The sequence below is a fragment of the Sphingobacterium cavernae genome (assembly GCF_008520265.1).
GTDB lineage: Bacteria > Bacteroidota > Bacteroidia > Sphingobacteriales > Sphingobacteriaceae > Sphingobacterium > Sphingobacterium cavernae.
The window spans coordinates 279,384-295,372 of the sequence record NZ_VIQM01000025.1 but is presented as its reverse complement, the minus strand read 5'-3'; the positions used below and the strand labels follow the sequence as shown (position 1 = coordinate 295,372).

Annotated in this window: 19 protein-coding genes and 2 pseudogenes; 14 read left to right on the top strand and 7 right to left on the bottom strand. The window is 36.1% G+C overall.

The window, feature by feature from the left end; genetic code table 11:
- Window positions 1-10 precede the first annotated feature (10 nt).
- The gene (locus FLS47_RS05215; protein ID WP_223225136.1) at window positions 11-289 is read left to right on the top strand and encodes a hypothetical protein; all 279 of its coding nucleotides are present in this window, start codon (window positions 11-13) and stop codon (window positions 287-289) included.
- A 79-nt stretch (window positions 290-368) separates the two neighbouring features.
- Here FLS47_RS05215 and FLS47_RS05205 read toward each other — a convergent pair whose 3' ends face one another.
- Window positions 369-2,156 (bottom strand): AMP-dependent synthetase/ligase, encoded by a 1,788-nt coding sequence (locus FLS47_RS05205; RefSeq protein ID WP_149913320.1) that lies wholly within the window; start codon window positions 2,154-2,156, stop codon window positions 369-371.
- 238 nt (window positions 2,157-2,394) lie between these two features.
- Here FLS47_RS05205 and FLS47_RS18940 point away from each other — a divergent pair.
- The 6 genes and pseudogenes from FLS47_RS18940 to FLS47_RS05190 all read left to right on the top strand — a co-directional run.
- Window positions 2,395-2,475: pseudogene (locus FLS47_RS18940) on the top strand (hypothetical protein); the annotation flags it as partial.
- Window positions 2,476-2,516: 41 nt separating this feature from the next.
- Window positions 2,517-3,581: a carbon starvation CstA family protein gene (locus FLS47_RS18415; protein WP_394349514.1), complete on the top strand. Its 1,065-nt coding sequence runs from the start codon at window positions 2,517-2,519 to the stop codon at window positions 3,579-3,581.
- A 2-nt stretch (window positions 3,582-3,583) separates the two neighbouring features.
- Window positions 3,584-4,234, top strand: coding sequence for a carbon starvation CstA family protein (locus tag FLS47_RS18410; RefSeq protein WP_223225135.1), 651 nt, complete (start codon window positions 3,584-3,586; stop codon window positions 4,232-4,234).
- Window positions 4,235-4,453: 219 nt separating this feature from the next.
- Window positions 4,454-5,440, top strand: coding sequence for a YihY/virulence factor BrkB family protein (locus tag FLS47_RS05195; RefSeq protein WP_149913319.1), 987 nt, complete (start codon window positions 4,454-4,456; stop codon window positions 5,438-5,440).
- A gap of 77 nt (window positions 5,441-5,517) precedes the next feature.
- Window positions 5,518-5,682, top strand: a complete 165-nt coding sequence (locus FLS47_RS18880) for an FAD-binding protein (protein ID WP_317131679.1) — start codon at window positions 5,518-5,520, stop codon at window positions 5,680-5,682.
- 180 nt (window positions 5,683-5,862) lie between these two features.
- Window positions 5,863-7,209 (top strand): GMC family oxidoreductase, encoded by a 1,347-nt coding sequence (locus tag FLS47_RS05190; RefSeq protein ID WP_317131678.1) that lies wholly within the window; start codon window positions 5,863-5,865, stop codon window positions 7,207-7,209.
- A gap of 68 nt (window positions 7,210-7,277) precedes the next feature.
- Here FLS47_RS05190 and FLS47_RS05185 read toward each other — a convergent pair whose 3' ends face one another.
- From FLS47_RS05185 to FLS47_RS05175, 3 genes are all read right to left on the bottom strand, one after another.
- On the bottom strand, window positions 7,278-7,718 hold the full coding sequence (locus FLS47_RS05185; protein ID WP_149913318.1) for a KTSC domain-containing protein: 441 nt from the start codon (window positions 7,716-7,718) through the stop codon (window positions 7,278-7,280).
- A gap of 136 nt (window positions 7,719-7,854) precedes the next feature.
- The gene (locus FLS47_RS05180; protein ID WP_149913317.1) at window positions 7,855-8,280 is read right to left on the bottom strand and encodes a hypothetical protein; all 426 of its coding nucleotides are present in this window, start codon (window positions 8,278-8,280) and stop codon (window positions 7,855-7,857) included.
- Between the two features lie 286 nt (window positions 8,281-8,566).
- Entirely contained in the window at window positions 8,567-8,980 is a 414-nt protein-coding gene (locus FLS47_RS05175) for a hypothetical protein (protein WP_149913316.1), read from the bottom strand.
- Window positions 8,981-9,234: 254 nt separating this feature from the next.
- On the opposite strand from FLS47_RS05175, the gene FLS47_RS05170 reads away from it, so the two are divergent.
- Both FLS47_RS05170 and FLS47_RS05165 read left to right on the top strand, forming a co-directional pair.
- Window positions 9,235-9,723 carry a BON domain-containing protein gene (locus tag FLS47_RS05170; RefSeq protein WP_149913315.1) on the top strand — a complete coding sequence of 163 codons (489 nt, stop codon included), beginning with the start codon at window positions 9,235-9,237 and terminating at the stop codon, window positions 9,721-9,723.
- A 24-nt stretch (window positions 9,724-9,747) separates the two neighbouring features.
- Window positions 9,748-10,170, top strand: a complete 423-nt coding sequence (locus FLS47_RS05165) for an SH3 domain-containing protein (protein ID WP_149913314.1) — start codon at window positions 9,748-9,750, stop codon at window positions 10,168-10,170.
- A gap of 80 nt (window positions 10,171-10,250) precedes the next feature.
- Here FLS47_RS05165 and FLS47_RS05160 read toward each other — a convergent pair whose 3' ends face one another.
- Entirely contained in the window at window positions 10,251-10,586 is a 336-nt protein-coding gene (locus tag FLS47_RS05160) for a DUF4407 domain-containing protein (RefSeq protein WP_223225134.1), read from the bottom strand.
- A 4-nt stretch (window positions 10,587-10,590) separates the two neighbouring features.
- On the opposite strand from FLS47_RS05160, the gene FLS47_RS05155 reads away from it, so the two are divergent.
- The 4 genes and pseudogenes from FLS47_RS05155 (at window position 10,591) to FLS47_RS18405 (ending at window position 13,338) form a co-directional block, all read left to right on the top strand.
- Window positions 10,591-11,406: a hypothetical protein gene (locus tag FLS47_RS05155; RefSeq protein WP_149913312.1), complete on the top strand. Its 816-nt coding sequence runs from the start codon at window positions 10,591-10,593 to the stop codon at window positions 11,404-11,406.
- Entirely contained in the window at window positions 11,360-11,788 is a 429-nt protein-coding gene (locus tag FLS47_RS05150) for a M91 family zinc metallopeptidase (protein ID WP_188347358.1), read from the top strand. The genes FLS47_RS05155 and FLS47_RS05150 overlap by 47 nt, the downstream gene beginning before the upstream one ends.
- A 74-nt stretch (window positions 11,789-11,862) precedes the next feature.
- The gene (locus tag FLS47_RS05145; RefSeq protein WP_149913310.1) at window positions 11,863-12,741 is read left to right on the top strand and encodes an IS982 family transposase; all 879 of its coding nucleotides are present in this window, start codon (window positions 11,863-11,865) and stop codon (window positions 12,739-12,741) included.
- Between the two features lie 18 nt (window positions 12,742-12,759).
- Window positions 12,760-13,338: pseudogene (locus FLS47_RS18405) on the top strand (RteC domain-containing protein).
- 222 nt (window positions 13,339-13,560) lie between these two features.
- On the opposite strand, the gene FLS47_RS05130 reads toward FLS47_RS18405, so the two are convergent.
- Both FLS47_RS05130 and FLS47_RS05125 read right to left on the bottom strand, forming a co-directional pair.
- On the bottom strand, window positions 13,561-14,406 hold the full coding sequence (locus FLS47_RS05130; protein WP_149913308.1) for an IS3 family transposase: 846 nt from the start codon (window positions 14,404-14,406) through the stop codon (window positions 13,561-13,563).
- The gene (locus FLS47_RS05125) at window positions 14,403-14,681 is read right to left on the bottom strand and encodes a transposase (protein ID WP_149913307.1); all 279 of its coding nucleotides are present in this window, start codon (window positions 14,679-14,681) and stop codon (window positions 14,403-14,405) included. Before FLS47_RS05125 ends, FLS47_RS05130 begins: the two co-directional genes overlap by 4 nt.
- On the opposite strand from FLS47_RS05125, the gene ltrA reads away from it, so the two are divergent.
- Window positions 14,669-15,847: a group II intron reverse transcriptase/maturase gene (ltrA, locus tag FLS47_RS05120; protein WP_149913306.1), complete on the top strand. Its 1,179-nt coding sequence runs from the start codon at window positions 14,669-14,671 to the stop codon at window positions 15,845-15,847. The two genes, FLS47_RS05125 and ltrA, sit on opposite strands and share 13 nt — an antisense overlap.
- Window positions 15,848-15,989: the final 142 nt, after the last annotated feature.

Below are 15,989 nucleotides of genomic sequence, written 5' to 3'. Positions count from 1 at the left end.
GAATAAGAAGGTGATGGTAGCACTAGATAAACTAGTGCGAAGACGCTTGCGTGTTCTGCTTTGGAAACAATGGAAGACCACAGGTAATCGAATTGGTAACTTAATGAAACTGGGAGCCAAACGCTGGGTTGCCTATCAACATGCGAACACCCGTAAATCCTATACGCGAACAGGGACAAGTCCTATCCTTCAAACAACGCTAACAAACTCATGCTTTACTAAACTAGGTTACGAAGGATTTGCAGACTACTATTACTGGAGAACAACACATCAAACGACGTTATTCTAACAAACCGCCTTGGTACGGATCCGTATGCCAGGTGGTGTGAGGGGACAGATAGGGAAATAATCCCTATCTTCCTACTCGATTATTCTTTCTCAGATTTATACAAATCGTTAAATTGTTGTTTATACTTTTCTAAAATTACTTTGCGTTTCATTTTTAGCGTAGGTGTTAATTCACCACCGTCGATCGTGAATTCATCATGCAAAATGATAGGTTTTTTTATTTGTTCCCAATTCCCAAAATGTTGATTTGCAAGACGAACTTCTGCATTAATCTTTTTGACGATTGTTGGGTGGCTTAAGAATTCATCTTTTTTCATGCCAATTAATTCCGGCGCACTTGACTTACTCCAATCGGCTAAGTGCCCATAATTTGGAACAATATAAGCAGAAGCAAATTTCTGACCATCCCCTATAACCATCGCTTGCTCAATAAAATACGATTCTACGAGTTTTTTCTCAATAGGTTGAGGTATTACATATTTTCCGCCTGAGATTTTAAACATTTCCTTTTTACGGTCGATGATCTTGATGAATTTTCCTTCTTCTAATACGCCAATATCTCCTGTATGCAACCAACCATTAATTATGGTTTTGGCTGTTTCTTCAGGATTTTTGTAATAACCCTGCATCACGTTTGGTCCTTTCACCAAAATCTCGCCGTCTTCAGCTAATTTTACTTCCACATATTTCACAGGCAATCCAACTGTGCCGACACGAATTCCTTTGATGTAATGATTTACCGAAATTAAAGGCGATGCTTCTGTCATTCCATATCCTTCATATAATGGGATACCTGCTGCCAAAAAAATGCGTGTTAATTTATTTTGAAGGGAAGCAGAACCCGAAGCGACAGTGACTAAATGTCCACCTAAGGCATCATACCATTTGTCTAATACTAATTTTTTAGCAAGCTTTAGTTTCAAGTTGTACGCAAAAGATCTGTTTGCTGGGTTTGGATCATAAGCTTCACCAACACTTACCGCCCAATCAAATATTTTTCGTTTAGAACCACTTAATTCATGTCCAGTTTTCATTATTTTCTCATATACTTTTTCAAGGATACGAGGCACAGCAGTCATGATGTGTGGTTTAGCTTCTTTGATATTAGCCCCAATTTTATCCAATGATTCAGCTATGTACGTAGTGATTCCGATATACATATACGTGTATATCACCATTCTCTCGTAAGCATGACAAGGAGGTAAGAATGTCAACGAACGTGTATAGGCTTGCAATGGCGTGATTTCTCTGGCAGAAAGTACATTGAAAACAATGTTATTGTGTGTCAACATCACACCTTTTGGTTTTCCTGTTGTACCAGAAGTATAAATCAGCGTTGCTAAATCAGAAGGCTTAACCGCGTCCATACGTTCTTGCAATGTATCTGTCGAGATTGTTTTACCAAGTTCTGCGATTTCTTTCCAATTACGAGAATCTGGAATTTCTGCAATGCAAAACACATATTTTAATGTGTAAAGTGATTCTTGGAGATTTAAAATACGATTATAAAGACCTTTGTTGCTTACAACACAAAGTTTAATCTCTGCATCATTAAATATATATTGATAGTCGGTATCTGTAATATTTGGATACATAGCGACACAAACTGCCCCAACTTGTTGAATCGCAAAATCCATTAAATGCCACTCCACACTACTATCTGATATAAGTCCAACTTTTTCTTGGGGTTTGACACCAAGTTCTATTAGCCCTTTAGCAATAGCATCAACTTCAGCAATAAATTCTGCTGTTTTTATCTCTTTCCAATCATTATCATTCTTGTGTGCAAAAATAGAAAGGTTGGGATATAAATCTAGCTGTCTACGCGCTAAATCAAACAATCTTAAATCTTGTTGCTCTTGTTCCATATTTATCAATTATCTATATGCATTATCTTTCAATAAATCAAATGCATATCTCGTACAACATACGCAGTACGGTTAAAGTTTGCGAAGATACAAAATTAAAGTATTATGAGAATTCGATATCGTTTTTTGAAACAGTAACGTAGGATTAGCAACATATGTTTTTAAATTTATTTAAAAACATATGTATAATTTATAAGATATTTATATATTTGTTGGTATCACCAGTCTAGGTAAACCTATGGAATCTCTAAATGGAATTAATGCGCTTACTCTAATTTTTGTCGCTCTTTTGCTATTTGCAATCGCTTATCGTATATATGGGCTTTTCATGGCAAATAGAGTCTTAAAATTAAATAATAAATATTCTACTCTGCAAATGAATTTGCAGATGGACATGATTATATTTCGACAAATAGAAATGTATTATTTGGTCATCATTTTGCTGCTATTGCTGCGGCTGGGCCTCTTGTGGGACCAGTACTCGCTGCGCAATTTGGTTATCTTCCTGGAGCCTTATGGATTTTAATAGGTTGTGTTTTGGCTGGTGGTGTACATGATATGATTGTATTATTTGCATCGGTTCGTCATAAGGGAGAAAGTTTAGCTTCTATTGCCTCCAAGGAAATTGGAAAAACAACAGGTGTAATAGCAGTTGTGGCAGTTTTATTTATTCTAATATTAACCTTAGCGGGTTTATCTTTGGCATGTATTAGTGCTATGCATGAAGCTTCTTGGTCATTATTTACTGTAATAATCACGATGCCAATTGCCATTTTAATGGGCTTAATAATGCGTTATCGCAAAGATTCTGTTACACTAGCGAGTATAATTGGACGTGTTTTATTGACTGTTGGAATCATTGGAGGGCATGGGTTAATGCAAAATGAAACAATTTCTAATATGTTTCATTGGAATATTAGCACCATATCAATTGCAATATCTATCTATGGATTTTTAGCGTCCATCCTTCCTATGTGGTTATTATTAGTGCCAAGGGATTATTTGTCAACTAACCTTAAGATCGGGACAATATTAATGTTAGCAGTGGGAATCATTTTCGTACAACCGACTATGCAAATGCCTGCGTTGACAGATTTTATTTACGGTGGAGGACCTATAATTGGAGGACCTGTGTTACCATTTATTTTTATTGTAATTGCTTGCGGAGCAATATCAGGGTTTCATGCAGTGATAGCAACAGGAACAACACCAAAAATGTTGTCAAAAGAGCGTGATATCTTGTTCGTTGGTTATGGCGCGATGCTGGTAGAAGGTTTTGTTGCATTAATGGCACTAATTGCTGCTTGTACCTTAATACCTGGAGATTTTTTTGCCATCAATACCCCGGCTGCGGCATACGATAATTTTATAGCTGCTCATCCGCATTTGTCTACAGTAGATTTGGATTTTTTATTGATCGGATAGGGGTGGATTTATATGGAAGAACTGGAGGAGCTGTTTCATTAGCTGTAGGAATGGCACATATTTTTGACAGTATACCGTTTATGAATGATGTGATTGCGTATTGGTATAATTTTGCGATAATGTTTGAAGCTGTGTTTATTTTGACAGCTATTGACGCAGGTACACGTGTTGGACGATTTTTTTTACAAGAAATGTTGGGAGGTATCATTCCTTCTTTCAAGAATAAAAATTGGTTACCTGGCATACTTATTAGTAGTGGATTGTTCACTTTTGCATGGGGATATCTTGTTTTTACAGAAAATGTAAGTAGTATATGGCCACTTTTTGGGATTAGAAATCAACTACTAGCAACTTGTGGTTTAATTGTATGTACGACTATGCTTATCAGAATGAATCGTGGTAAATATGCGCTTTGCACAGCTATTCCAGGCGTTTTCATGGCTGCAATAACATTTTGGGCAGGATATCTACAGGTGATGCATATTTATCTTCCAAACAAACAATATTTATTAGCAGGTTTAGCTGTATTGGCGATGGTACTCATGCTGCTTGTATTTATCGGAGCATTTAGAAAGTGGTCTAGTTTAATGAAAACCAAGACTACTCAAATAGATTATTACGGTGAGCAGGTTAAAGAATTAGTAGAACGTTAATATATAAAAAGTGGAAACCCACTAAAACTGGGGAGTGTTAGTGGGCTGGAAGTATGTTGTAATAAAACGATTATTATAATCTCAAAATAATGCGATATTATAATATTTACAAACTCTATGCCAAAAAGTTAAATCTTTTATTTTACCAATTGAATATCAATATATTCAAACAATAATAGTTGTGAGATGTTTAAATTAATTGAATCTAATCATTTAATTATGCAAGAACTAAATCAAAATAATCGACCAGGATTTATTAAAAGAAGTTTCACTATTCTAAAAAATACAGTCCAAGGTTTTCTTAATGAGGACAGTTTAAAATATAGTGCTTCGCTCGCATATTATACTGTTTTTTCAATTGGGCCTATTTTGGTGTTGATGATAACTTTAGCGAGTCTTTTTTATGGAGAAGATGCTGTAAAAGGTAGATTATTTGGTGAATTGAATGGATTAGTAGGCACAAGTGCAGCAAGTCAAATTCAATCAATTATTAAAAATTTAGAATTATCAGGTAAGAGTACTTTAGCACTAATAATAAGTGGTGTCACGTTATTAATAGGTGCGACAACAGTTTTTGGAGATATACAAAATTCTATCAATCGTATTTGGCATGTTCGTGCCAAACCCAAGAAAGGATGGTTAAAAATTGTAAAGGACAGATTGCTCTCATCTTCATTAGTTATAGGTTTAGGTTTTTTATTAGTAGTGACACTTGTAATCAATGGAATCGTATTAACATTCACGGATAATTTGCAGCGGTATTTTCCAGATATAACAGTTTATTTATTTGATGGAATCAATTTTTTATTGACTTTTGGAATTATCTTTATTCTTTTTTCAGTTATTTTCAAGATTCTCCCTGACGTCAATATTAAATGGAGTACAGTGCGTGCTGGTGCGATATTTACAGCTATTTTATTTATTGTTGGTAGATTGTTAATAGGCTTTTACCTCCAAAATTCAGATACAGAAACAACATATGGAGCCGCTGGTTCTATTGTCTTAATATTACTTTGGGTATATTACACAGCTGCAATTTTATATTTCGGAGCGGTGTTTACACGTGAATATGCAACTTACAAAGGCATTACTATTGAGCCTTCGGAATTTGCTGTGCATGTGGAGGTAAAAGAAATTGAACGAAATGTTTCCGAAATACCTCCGGCACCACTAACAGAGGAAGAAAAAGTAATTGATAAAACCTAAAACTTTATATTGTTTTTGAGTATTCTGAAATGTCTTATAATTTCGCCTACTCCAAAAACCTATTTGAAAAATAAATAATGAATAAACCTAATACCTATGATGTTATTGTAATTGGATCGGGAATGTCTGGAGGATGGGCAGCTAAAGAATTTTGTGAAAATGGTTTAAAGACACTAGTATTAGAGCGTGGAAAGGATGTTAAACACATTCAAGATTACCCAACAACAAATATGAATCCCTAGGAATTACAACATGCTAATAGTTTAGTCTTAACTATTAAAGAAGAAAATCCAATCGCTTCGAGATGCTATGCTTTCAAAGAAGATGCACAACATTTCTTTTTACACGACAAAGAACAAGAATATATCCAACAAAAACCATTTGATTGGATTAGAGCAGATGCTACTGGTGGAAAGTCATTATTGTGGGCAAGGCAGGTACAACGTTGGTCTGATTACGATTTTGATGGGCCCGCACGTGATGGATTTGCGGTGGATTGGCCAATACGTTATAAAGATATAGCACCATGGTATTCTTACGTAGAGAAATTTATTGGAGTTGCAGGTCATGTAGAAGGTAACCCGTATATGCCTGATGGCGAATTTCTTCCTGGATATGATTTAAATGTAGTAGAAAAGGTCATTAAAAATAAAATTGAAGCTAAATATCCAGATCGACAAATTTTACAAGGTCGGTGTGCGCATATAACTGACCCGCAGTCCCTACATATTGCTCAAGGACGTACCAAATGTCAAAATCGTGTATTGTGTCAACGAGGTTGTCCATTTGGTGGGTATTTTTCTTCTACATCATCGACATTACCTTGGGCAGAAAAAACAGGTAATTTGACCCTAATAGCCAATAAAATTGTTGAATCAATTATTTATGATGAGCAACAGCGTAAAGCAGTAGGTGTGCGCGTGATTGATAGATTTACCGAGAATATAGAAGAATATTTTGCACGTTTAATATTTGTGAATGCTTCCACGTTATCGACTAATCTTATTATACTGAATTCAAAATCTAACCGTTTTCCTAATGGATTAGGAAATGACAATAAATTAATGGGAAAATATGTCGCATTTCACAATTATATGGGAAATATCGATGGATCGTTGGAAGGATTTGAAGATAAATATTACTACGGAAAACGTCCAACACAGCCTATTATTCCAAATTTCAGGAATATACATAATCAAGAGACTGACTTTTTGCGAGGTTACGCGAGTTTTCTGAGTGCATATCGTCCAAGAGGAATATGGACCGACGGAGCGCAAGTTGGTAAGACATATAAAGATAATTTAACTCAAGTTGGCGGATGGTGGGTGTGGATGATCATGCAGGGAGAGACAATACCTTCAGAAAATAATTATGTTAAACTTAGTGATACTTTGAAGGATAAATATGGTTTGCCACAATTATTAACACATATCACCTATCAAGATAATGATTTTAAAAGTACGGAGGATTTTCTTACACAAGGTTCTGAAATGTTAGAAGCTGTTGGTGTAAAAAATATTTCACCAAATAGAAATAATCAAAATCCTGGATTGGATATTCATGAGATGGGAGGAGTGCGTATGGGCAATTATCCCAAAACATCTTTACTAAATAAATGGAATCAATTGCATCACTGTAAAAATGTGTTTGTAACTGACGGTGCAGAAATGACATCGACAGGAACTCAAAATCCATCACTTACTTTTATGGCATTGACGGCTCGTGCAGCAAATTACGCCATGGATGAGATGAAAAAGGGAAATCTTTAATTGGTCAAAAGTTTTAAAAAGTAAGCCTCTTAATTTTTAGATTAAGAGGCTTACTTTTTAAAGACTACCTAGGCAGTCTTTAAAACATTTCTATACGTATACTTTGGATATATATGACGTTTTGCATGACGCGCTGGCGAATCTGCATTTATCAGTTTTATGTATTCGTTTTTAGTAACATTAAAATATTCATATTTACTTCCATCAGCGAAAGTGATGCTCAAGATATGACCTTTCCAATCAAAGTCAGCGATTGAAGATGATTCAATTGTATTCTTATATATCGGAAGTTGGCTTTCAAGTGTCTCAGGACAGATACTTACTAAGAAATGATATGCTTCGATCATTTCTTTACTTTTTTCTTCTGCGGCTTTTAAACCTTCTTCGTCATTCACAAATCTATCAGGATGACATTCTTTCATTATTTGGCGGTAACGCGACTTTAAAGTGCTCAAATCTACTTTATTATCTACGTCCAAAAGTTTTCTATAATCCGCAATTTTTTTCATGGCGCAAAGGTAGTGATTATTATTTAGTTATGAAGTGAAAGTTGTAATAGTAATATGTATATTTTTCATATTTTTTCCAAAAATAAAAATGGCCTACAGGGGATGTAGGCCTTACTAAACAAAAACTACCAGTTTACTACGGGTATGTCGTTACGACTTTACTCACTTTCCAACCTTCGTCGGTTTTGTTTAAAGTGATATGGTCGACTCTTGTGAAATTTTTAAAAATACTTGTTGCTTTCGCAAAACAAGTCTTACCAGTTTCGTCCAAAATTTGATAATCTGTTTTAGCATCAAATTTTAAACCTTTATTAGTTTTTAAGAATTTCAAGTATGCTTTTTTATTGAACGAATCTTCATTCGCTGTATTGATATATTCAAAGTCTTCTGTTAACAAATATTTGTTGTAAATATCTGACCCTAATGTCGTTGCTTCGATGTAGGTTAGTACGATAGCTTTTGTATCCATGTTTTTTAATGGATTCACAGTTGGCAGAGCAAATGAGCTTAATGATATAATCATTATTAATGCTGTTGCGATGGTTGATAATGTCTTTTTCATTGTATTGGTTGTTAATATTTTTAAACTTAATTAGTTGTTTTAATTTCTTTTGATACTCCAAAATTATATGGTTTTGTTGCGCTGTAAAACACGATTTAGATTAGTGACATGGGTTTTTCGGTGAAAATGGAGATTAAATCGGTAAAAATAATTACAATGTTTTACCGATATAAATTATTTGATGAACACTCTTGTCGGCTTTCTGAAAAACAATAAAGTTTAAACAGAAAATGAAAAAAGGCTTACCATTCTGGGTAAGCCTAATATTCTTTATAGTATTTTAGTTTTAAGGATACGTGGTTACTACCTTGCTAACTTTCCAGCCATCAGAAGTTTTATTTAATGTTATATAATCTACACGTGTGAAATGAGCAAATTTCATAGTTGCTTTAGCTACACATGACTTTCCTGATTCATCTAACAATTGATAGTCTGTTTTGCAATCAAATTGACATCCTTTAGTATCTTTTAAAAATTTGAGGTATTGTTTTTTGTTAAACTTGTCTTTATTGGCTGTGTTGCTATACTCAAAATCATCGCAAAACAAATATTTGTTATAAATATCAGACCCTAATGTGATTGCCTCGACATAGGATGTGATGATTACTTTACTGTCCTTTTCTTTTAGAGGATTTGCGAATGAGCTTAATGATATAATCATTAATAACGCTGTAGCGATTGTTGATAATGTCTTTTTCATTTGAATATTTTTACTTTAGTTGTTATAAAATTGTTGATTCAAAGGTAAAAGGAGAGGCTCTAGGAAAGAATTGGAAATAGACAAATAATAGGAAAAAATCGGCTAGTGATTGATTGTGCTCGGTAAAAATATACCACTATGAAAGAATAACTTGTAGCGCAATATCCGCAAGGACAATTAAAATGCAAACAATTCAAATAATATATTGTTAATCATCTGTATGTTTATTTTTCTAAAGTTAAAAAACAAATATTATGAGATTAAGAAATGTCATTACTTCAATTGCATTATCAGGCTGTATAGCTTTTAGTGCAATTTCTTGTAAATCAAAAGTTTCAGATGCAGACTTAAAGGCTAAAGTTGAAAATGTAGTAAGCAACACCAATGGTGTAATCGTCGATGTAAAAGATGGAATTGTTACACTATCTGGGACAGTTAGCAGTCAGGCGGAGCGCGAAGCAATAGAAAATTCAGCAAAAGCTGTAGATGGTCAACATATAAAATCTGTTGTTAATAATATTGTGGTTCAAGTACCCCAAATAGATGTAAACACTGACGATGTTGATTTGTCAGCTAAAGTAGTGGATGCGACCAAAGATTTCCCCAATGTGCAGACTACTGTAAAAGATGGAATTATTACAGTAACTGGTACTGTGGAGCAATCTAGACTACAAGTGTTGAAACAATCTTTGGATGCACTTTCACCAAAGAAAGTTGATTTATCCGCAGTAGTTACAAAATAGTCTATTACTTTAAATCAGAAAAAAATGGCTTTAACAACAAAATATCAAGGTTTAATTGATGTTGCAAATAGTTCAGGAATTGAAAATTTGCAAATCGCTGAACAAGAAGGTGTCTTGCATATACGAGGTACTGCACCAAGCGCTGATGTGAAAAATAAATTGTGGGATGTATACAATCAATTAGATCCAAATTATTTATCGGGAGATGTGGTAATGAATGTAGATGTGTCTACAGCAATTGCCGGAAGTCAAGTGCGTGTAATTACGCAAAACTCAAATTTGAACATTAGAAAGGGGCCTGGAACCGATCAGCCTATAGTCGGCAAAGCTGCAAAAGATGAAATTATAACGCTGATAAGTCGAGCTAATGACCAATGGTGGTTAGTGCGCACAAATGATGGGGAAGAGGGATATTGTTATGCACAATACTTAGAACCTATTGCGTAAAATATAAGTTCTTATAATCGAAATCGGATCTTCTAAAAATAGAAGATCCGATTTTTTTTACGAGCGGTTAGAGTATAGTATTATTTAAGTCCCTCTAGTGTTTTCCTTTTTTGATCCAGCTGATGCTCCATTACTAAATCGTAATCTGATCTATTTTTGTCAGATTTACTCAACAAAACAAACAACTCTAAGGATATCAAAAATGCTAACAAGATGACGTAAAAAATTAATGCTACAGTACTTTCTTTTAAAATTTCCAACATCGCGTTTAATTCTTCTAAAAATCCTTTCTTAGATTTAAGTTCTGCGCGTAGACTTTCTTCCGCTTTTAATTTACTTTGACTATATTCTTCGTGCTGTTTTCTTAACTGTATTAAATTATTATTATTTAGATCAGCCTCTGATCCTGTATTCAATGAGTTGATATATGCTTATAAGTATGATGGTAGAAGAAGATTAATAGAGAAAAAGATACCAGGCAAAGGCTGGGAATGGATAGTTTACAATATCAATGACCAAGTTGTTTTAACGCAAGATGCTGTACAACGCGCAAAAACTAGCAAAGAATGGAGTTACACAAAATATGATGCCTTTGAACGAGTGACAGAGACAGGAATCTATAGCAACAATGCGCTCACGACGCTAGCCTTAGCTCAGTCAGCAGTAGATGCAGTTACGCAATATTGGGAAACCAGAGGACAGAATGCAAATTATAACAATGTTACTTTTCCTGTTAATAATAAAATATCTTTGACCACCAACTACTACGATGATTATACCTTTGATGGAGGAACTACAGCCTCATTACAAGCTGTAGGCATCACCAAATCAACTAAAACCAAAACATTACTCACGGGTACAAAAGTCTACAAGGACGATGGAACAGCACCATTGTTAACCATCAACTATTACGATGATAGAGCAAGGTTAATCCAATCAGCTAGTCAAAATCATCTTGGAGGTACGGATTATGTGACCAACACCTACAATTTTGTGGGGGAACTGTTAACTAGCAAAAGAGAGCATAAAGCCTCTCCAAGTGGTGCAGTGACTACTTTGTTTAGTAAGAATGAATACGATCATGTAGGAAGGCTGAAGGAAGTCAAACACAAGGTTAATACGCAGACTGAAGTTATTATAGCCAGAAATGAATATAACGAAATCGGTCAACTCAAATCCAAGAAACAACATGATGACATCGGTCAACAATGTAGAGATAGCCAATGGCTCAAGTAATAGAGCTGATGAGAATGGCAGCTATATTATTTGGAATCCTGCAGGACGGACCAGTGCGCCAGATCAAAATGGAAGTATTCAGCGCCCGTCTTATGTCGGACTTGGTCACGAAATGGCGCATATTCAAGATGTCTGGAACGGTACTTTTAATAATGGGACTTGGCAGACTGTCTCTTTGCAGAATGGTAGAACAAGAAATATAAAGAAAGCAGAAATTTATGCAACTCATATAGAAAATAGGATAAGAGCGGAAAATGGTTTGCCATTAAGGATTTCCTATGGAGTGGATGGTTCAGGGAATGCAGATCCTTCAACAAGAATTATAAGGTCGGGTACGAACCAAAGTTTATATTATAATAACCCGTTGTGCATTATGATTTAGGGATAAAAAAGGAGAAATAAGTTGCTCATTACGCTGATAATCAGTAAATTGTTTTAACTACAAAACGATTTAGAATGAACAACTTAAGAGCAAATTACGAAAGAATATTGGAAGTTTTAAGAAAAATATCAACAGAGCGGCAATTACCCATGCAACGCAGACGTCCAGCTATGAGCGACCTTGAGGTCATCAGCCTGAGTTTAACAGCTGAATATATGGGGATCGACAGTGAGAACGACCTTTTCCGAAATCTTCCTTCCTGTTTGCAGGGTAAAATAGAGCGCACTGTATACAATAGAAGAAAGCGGAGATTGATGCTTTACCAGAATGCTATCCGTCTGGAACTTGCAGAATCGTTTAATGAATGCGAAGACGTATTTATTGTGGATAGTATGCCTTTGGAAGTCTGTAAAATTGCTCGCAGTTCCCGCTCAAAAATATGCAGAGAGGAACTTTACAGCATGCCGGCCAAAGGGTACTGTGCCTCGCAAAAGATGTACTATTATGGTTATAAACTTCATGCGGTTTGTTCGTTAAAAGGTGTATTTCAGGCTATTGACCTTACTCCGGCAAATGTTCATGATATTCATTATCTGAATGATGTCAGCGATCAGCTCTCGGATTGCACGCTGCTGGGCGATAAGGGATATCTGTCCGCAGCGGTACAGCTAAGCCTTTTTGAACACGCCAATATCAGGCTGGATACGCCAAAAAGAAATAACCAAAAGGGATGCAAACCTCAATTCAGCTTGTTCAGAAAATCCAGAAAACGAATTGAAACCTTGTTTTCGCAAATGTGCGACCAGTTTATGGTAAGACGCAATTATGCCAAGTCCTTTGATGGTTTCAAGACCAGAATACTGACGAAAATTACAGCCATGACGATTGTTCAATACATCAACAAAAATATATTCAACAGGAATATCAACAATTTAAAAATTAGCATTATTTAAAATGCACAACGGGTTGATATAATAAAAAATTATTATCAGCATGAGTTGAAAGTTATAAACAGATTTTTTAAACGGTATGCACTGTACTACCAATATTATTTGGCTGACGACAACAGTAGAGATAGGGAATTTTTCTTAAGAAGGAATTTGAAATTCTTACCAGCAGAACTAAAACTCACTGTTATCCCAAATAGTTTTTCAAGTAGTTTAGACTACCTATTTGCCAAATTTAAAGCCTACGAAATGTTACGTGATTGTCTAGTACGAAAAGTAAAACATTTAGACAAAAGGAACGATATAGATAGAATGGAAAAAGAGTTATTATTACAAAGACGCTGGTGGTCTGGAAATAAAATTGAACTTGTAGAATTAGCATATGGATTATAACACTCTAAGAGAATAAATGGGGGAAATGCAGAACTTGGAGAAATTATATCCTGGTTAGAAAGTAGCTTAAATACGGATTTAGGTCAAGCATACCGTATGTTTATTGATATCAGTAGACGAAAATTAGTTAGTCACACAAAGTTTTTAGATGAAATGAAGGTGACTTTAATATCTCATATCCATAAAAGCTTTGGTGAAAAAGTAGGGTAAAATACTTTTAAAATTTTGAGATTAAAAAAATGGTTAAATATAGAATGTGATACTCCCATTTAGTTGGACAACTATTTTCAAACTTAATATATAATCTTCAATTTTTGACTGCACTTGCTGATATTTTTCCTTTTTCAAATCCCCTCCCCAAAGGGATCGAGGGTGTTTGAAAAAGAGGGAAATATTTCATTTATCACCGGCTCAATTTATTGCACCAGCCTTTTACGAGGCCTTTTTTGCAGCATAGAGACTATCTGGAGTCTCATTGTTAATGGAATCATGATGTCGCACCGTGTTATAGAATTGTATATATTCTTTCACTTTCTGATAAAGATCCATCCCTCCATTGGGTGGATTTAGATAGATTTTCTCTCTTTTGAGTGAGCCCCAGAATCTTTCGATATATACATTGTCCAGTGCACGGCCTTTGCCATCCATCGAGATCTGAACTTCAGTATCCTGTAGTGCTTTAACAAAGATACTGGAAGTAAACTGGGAACCCTGATCCGTGTTAAATATTTCTGGCTTTCCATGCGCTGCAATCGTATCAAGCATGATATCTCTGCACCACTCGGCATTCATCGTATTAGAAACTCCCCAGCCCATGATCTTGCGGCTGTAAACGTCGATGATGGCAAACATGTACATAAAACCCCGGAACATGGGGATATAGGTGATGTCAGCCTGCCAGACCTGATTTATTCGTTCTATCTCGAGATTCCTCAGTAGATATGGAAACTTATAATCGGCTTTGTTCGCCCAGCTCAGGTTCTTCTTGGGATATATCGTCTTTAGGTTCATGAGCTTATACAGCCTGCGCACCCATTGGGAGCTTACCAAATGTCCCAGGTCCTTACGCCGGTGGACTCGCATACGCTCTACGCCGTAAAAAGGACAATCCAGAAACTTGCGGTCTATAGCCTTCATCAATTGCTGGTTGAAGATAGATTCCCCTTTGGGCTTGAAATAATAACTACTATGTGGCAATCCAATCACCTTGCATTGCTGGTGCACACTCATATTCCTGTAGGAAGGGCAAATAAGCCCACGTTTCTCTGATGTGCTCATTTGCCCAAGACTTTTTTTAGGAAATCAACCTGTATCTGTAGCTCTCCGATCTTGGAGTATAATTCTTTCTCCTTGGAGTCATCTTTCCAGGAGGCCTTCTCGGACGTAAACGCAGCTTCTGCATTATTTAGAAATTCCCGCTTCCAAGTATTGATCTGGCTCGCCTGAACTTCGTATTTGGAGGCCAACTCGTGAATGGTTTCCCGTTCCTTAATCGCTTCGATAGCTACTTTTGCCTTGAAGCTTGCACTAAACTTTCTTCGTGATTGTTTCATTTCAAACTGCTAATTTAAACATTTATGCAGTTGTCCAGTATTTGGGAAGTATCATACAAGGGAGTTACTACCCTTCTGCAGTAAGACGTGTTGAAATTCCTAAAGACAATGGGTCAACGCGAATGCTGGGCATCCCAACAGTAGTTGATCGGCTCATCCAGCAGGGCATTAGTCAAATCCTGACACCAATCTACGAACCTGAATTCAGTGACCACAGCTATGGTTTTCGTCCGGGTCGCAACGCGCATCAAGCGCTTCTCAAATGCAAGGAGTACATTCAACAGGGGTATAATTATTCCGTAGACATGGACTTAGAGAAGTTCTTCGATACGATGAATCACAGTAAACTGATTGAATTATTATCACGCACGATCAAAGATGGAAGACTGATCTCACTTATCCATCGATACTTGAGAGCAGGTGTAGAAATAAACGGAAGGACTAAAGTAACTACAGAAGGTGTACCTCAAGGAGGCCCACTAAGCCCACTTTTGAGCAATATCATGCTTAATGAACTGGACAAAGAACTGGAATCTCGAGGACACAAATTTTTACGTTACGCTGATGACCTTATTATATTGTGCCGTAGTAAACGGAGCGCCTCACGAGTGATGGAATCCATCACAAAATTTGTTGAAGGTAAGCTGATGCTTAAGGTCAATAAAGAGAAAAGTGTTGTTAGTTATGTATCCAAGATTAAATTTCTAGGCTATAGTTTCTACAATTACAGAGGGGAGTCGCGCTTACGTATTCACCCTAAAAGTCTAGGGAAGATGAAAGCTAAGATTAAAGTATTAACTGGTCGTAGTCGGGGTTGGAGCGATGAACAGCGAATTCTCTACTTGAGGGAATATCTCACAGGCTGGATGCACTACTTTAAACTAGCGGACATGGGGACGAAACTGGGGCAACTGGATATGTGGTACCGTCGTAGGTTACGTATGGTCAAATGGAAACAATGGAAACATAGCAAGTCTAAAATTAGGAACTTGGTACAACTAGGCGTGAGTAAGTACAAGGCGTACGAATGGGCACATACAAGGAAAAGTTACTGGCACACAGCAAAAAGCTGGATACTGACAACAACCCTTTCCAACGACTATCTTAAACAACTGGGATACCCATCTTTACTGGCAGAATACAAGCGAGTTTGTGTTACAACTTAGGGAAGCGCCGTATACCGAACGGTACGTGCGGTGCTGTGGAAGGTCGGAACGGGAATTAATCCCGTTCCTCCTATCCGATTAATTTAATTTTACCAAAACGTGGTAGATTTGAATAATGTGTGGTCATTTTTACAATTTGCTA